Annotated in this window: 2 protein-coding genes; both read left to right on the top strand. The window is 43.6% G+C overall.

Features of this window, described 5'->3' with window-relative positions:
* Nucleotides 1-353: 353 nt before the first annotated feature.
* Nucleotides 354-1,727 carry an IS1380-like element ISGsp2 family transposase gene (locus CV945_RS16495; RefSeq protein WP_012748994.1) on the top strand — a complete coding sequence of 458 codons (1,374 nt, stop codon included), beginning with the start codon at nt 354-356 and terminating at the stop codon, nt 1,725-1,727.
* A 269-nt stretch (nt 1,728-1,996) separates the two neighbouring features.
* Entirely contained in the window at nt 1,997-3,181 is a 1,185-nt protein-coding gene (locus tag CV945_RS16485) for an RNA-guided endonuclease InsQ/TnpB family protein (RefSeq protein ID WP_033017188.1), read from the top strand.
* The last annotated feature ends 171 nt before the right edge of the window (nt 3,182-3,352 follow it).

Raw genomic sequence — 3,352 nt, 5'->3', positions numbered from 1 at the left:
CATGATGGTAGGTATTGTTTGACACCCCTGCATCATACCAAGAGGGCTTTTTTTGATCAAGTCCCCGGAAAAGCTCCTAACGGGAATGCTCCTTTCTTCCCATCGGTCACCGCCGGCCGTACATGCGCAAAATGCCATTTAACAACCCATACGCCGCAAGTCCCCCGCCTCTAAGCGAAGCGTAGGCGGGGGGATACGCGGCGTCCTTTTTTTACTTTTGATCAAAAAAAGTAAAAAAATGGGAGAATCAATGAAAACCTGAATCCGTGACAAAACATCTTTACAATGGTCGCAAACCGTTGATACGATAAGGGAAAACGACGTTGACGATTCTTCATCAAGTAGGTGATATGATGAAAGATTTCCCGATTCGGTTTGTATTGACAGATGAAGCGATTACCCCAAGTGCTGGGCTTGCTCTCGTTGGCTACTTACTCCATCGAACGAAACTGGATAAACGGGTAAACGCACTTCGGCTTCCAACGGTTCGTCGAGAAGTGCACATTTCCCATAGCGATGTCATTCGCTCGATGATTGGCTTGCTTGCCACAGGAAAAACGGATTTCGATCATATCGAAGCGTATCGTCAGGACGATATCTTTTCGGCATCGATGGGGATTCAGCACGTGCCTTCCTCTCCAACCTTGCGACAACGACTCGATCAGCTCGCTTGTCTTCCGATGACCGAAACGATTCTTTGGGAGGAGTCCATACGTCTGTTGATTCAACGACATGCCACTTTGTCCCCTTGTTGGACCAAAGGAAAGACGACATGGCTTCCCCTTGATATAGATGGTTCCCCATTTGACAACTCCGATACGAAAAAAGAAGGAGTCAGTCGAACGTATAAAGGATTTGACGGTTTTACACCGTTGTTTGCGTATGCAGGGAAGGAAGGGTATCTCGTTCATGCCGAGTTGCGTCCAGGGAAACAACATGTGCAAGACAACATGCCCTCGTTTTTAGTCACCGCTATCCGTCGAGCTCGTCAACTGACTTCATCTCGTCTGCTTGTTCGCATGGATGCAGGAAACGATGCAGAAGCGAATGTGCACGTATGCCTAAAGGAAGACGTGGACTTTGTCATCAAGCGAAACTTACGCCGAGAATCGAAAGCGCTTTGGTTCCAGATCGCTTCGCAAAAGGGCAGACGCGTCGATGATGGACAAAGCGAAGGAGTACAAACCTATGAGCTATGCCTTCCACAGAAGGCAGCGATCGATGGAAACACGTATACGTACGTTCAAGTCACCCAAGTGACGGAACGGACGATGGAACGCAATGGACAGCTGATGCTCGTTCCTGATTATGAAGTGGAAAGCTATTGGGTGCGGCTCAAAGGATACGAGCATGTTCGAATGAGCGATGTGCTCGCGTTGTATCATGACCATGCGACATGCGAACAGTTTCATAGCGAACTGAAGAGCGACTTAGATTTAGAGCGGCTTCCATCTGGGAAGATGAAAACGAATGCGCTCGTGTTGGTCATGGGAGCCTTCGTTTACAATCTTCTTCGTCTGATTGGACAAGATCTATTAAGCGATCCGAGACATCCGTTGCACCACAAAGTGAAACGCCGTCGCATCAAGACGATTATTCAGACGGTGATCACGATGGCAGGTCGACTCGTCCGCCGATCACGACAGATCTGGATGAAACTGACGCGAAGGAGTGGGTACAGTATACTCCTACTGAATGTGTATCAAAAATGGAAAGAGGCAAGATAACAAACAGATGTTCGGGTACTCATATCCATCACTCCCCCCTGTACTTTTTTGTCTCTTTTTTGGTTTGTATCTCCATAAAAGAGGATTTATCTCGTTTTCAAACATGAAAGTGGTGCAGGGAATCATCAAAAAAAGGGATGTATGGATCATATATCCATAGAACTAACACCAAAATCAAAGTTGATTTCCAACCATCACGGATTCAGGTGAAAAAAGAATATAGATTTTCGATTATTCATATTTTATATTATAAGTAAGGAGGTGAAAGGATGTATCGAACGGTCAAAATACCTTTTCAAACATCAAAAAAAGATATCGATCGATTATTCGAATGCAACCGAATATCGGCTCAAATTTGGAATGACTGTTTAGTCATTGCCAAAAACTATGCATTAAAGAATAATGGAAAATGGATCAACCAAACCGAACTTCAAAAACAAACGAAGGGCAAATACCCGATCCATAGCCAAAGCATTCAAGCCGTATGCCATAAATATTTGAACGCCAGAGACAGCGCCAAAAAAGCCAAACAAAAAGGGCTAGATAACAAATATCCGTACAAACAGAAAAAATATTTCAACACGAAATGGGCAAATAACGGATTTATCATTCACCCAAATGGGACCATTGAACTGAAAATGGGTCGCTGGGAAAGAAAAAACCAACCTCCTATTGTAGTGAAAATCGATAAAGAACAAATTCCAAACGGCACTGTCAAAGAAATCGAACTCATTTTTGATGCGAAACATTGGAAACTCATGCTTTGCCTCAGTTATGAAAACGGTGAACAACCAACTACTAAAAAAGAAGGAACTATCGCTGCCGGTGATCCTGGCGAAATTCACGCCATTAGTGCCGTCAGCGAAAACGGAAGCAGCATCATCATCACCGGTAGAAAAATAAGAAGCATTCATCGCCTTCGAAATAAAAAAATAGCAGAACTGCAAAAAAAGATGTCCAAATGTAAAAAAGGTTCGCGTAAATGGAAAAAATATAACCGCGCGAAGCAATATATTTTATCGAAAAGCGAAGCGCAATTAAAAGACTGCTTGCATAAAACGACCAAACAATTGGTCGATTGGTGTTTGGAACAAAACGTCAAACATTTCATGATAGGCGATGTCGAAGGCGTCCAGCGCAACAAAAAGAAAAAGCGATCCAAATTGGTGAACCAAAAATTATCGAACTGGTGTTTTGGCAAACTCTACGACTATTTGAAATACAAACTAGAAGCTAAAGGCATCACTTTTGAAAAAGTGGATGAATCGTATACCACGCAAACATGTCCTGTTTGCGGGAAGAAGAAAAAACCTTCTTCTAGAAATTTTATTTGTGCTTGTGGTTATTCTCAGCATCGGGATGTCCATTCGGCATGCAATATTCTTACAAAACACTTATATGGAGAATTCCGACCGATGAAAATAACGAACCACAAGTATCTACGGATCGCGTAAGCGAGAAGTAGTAGATGGTGAGTTCCCACCCTTCATGCTTTGGCATGATGTTGCTTGCTATTTCTTTCTGTTGTGTTTCCGTGCTTGGTCACGAGATACACGGGAAACCCGGTGTATCGTGAAACACCCGGAAAGAAAAAGGCAAGAAACCCCCACTTCAACGCCTACAGG

The organism is Geobacillus sp. Manikaran-105, assembly GCF_002809955.1.
GTDB classification, from domain to species: Bacteria; Bacillota; Bacilli; order Bacillales; family Anoxybacillaceae; genus Geobacillus; species Geobacillus thermophilus.
The sequence above is the reverse complement of the archived record's forward strand: the minus strand, read 5'-3'. Positions and strand labels throughout refer to the sequence as shown.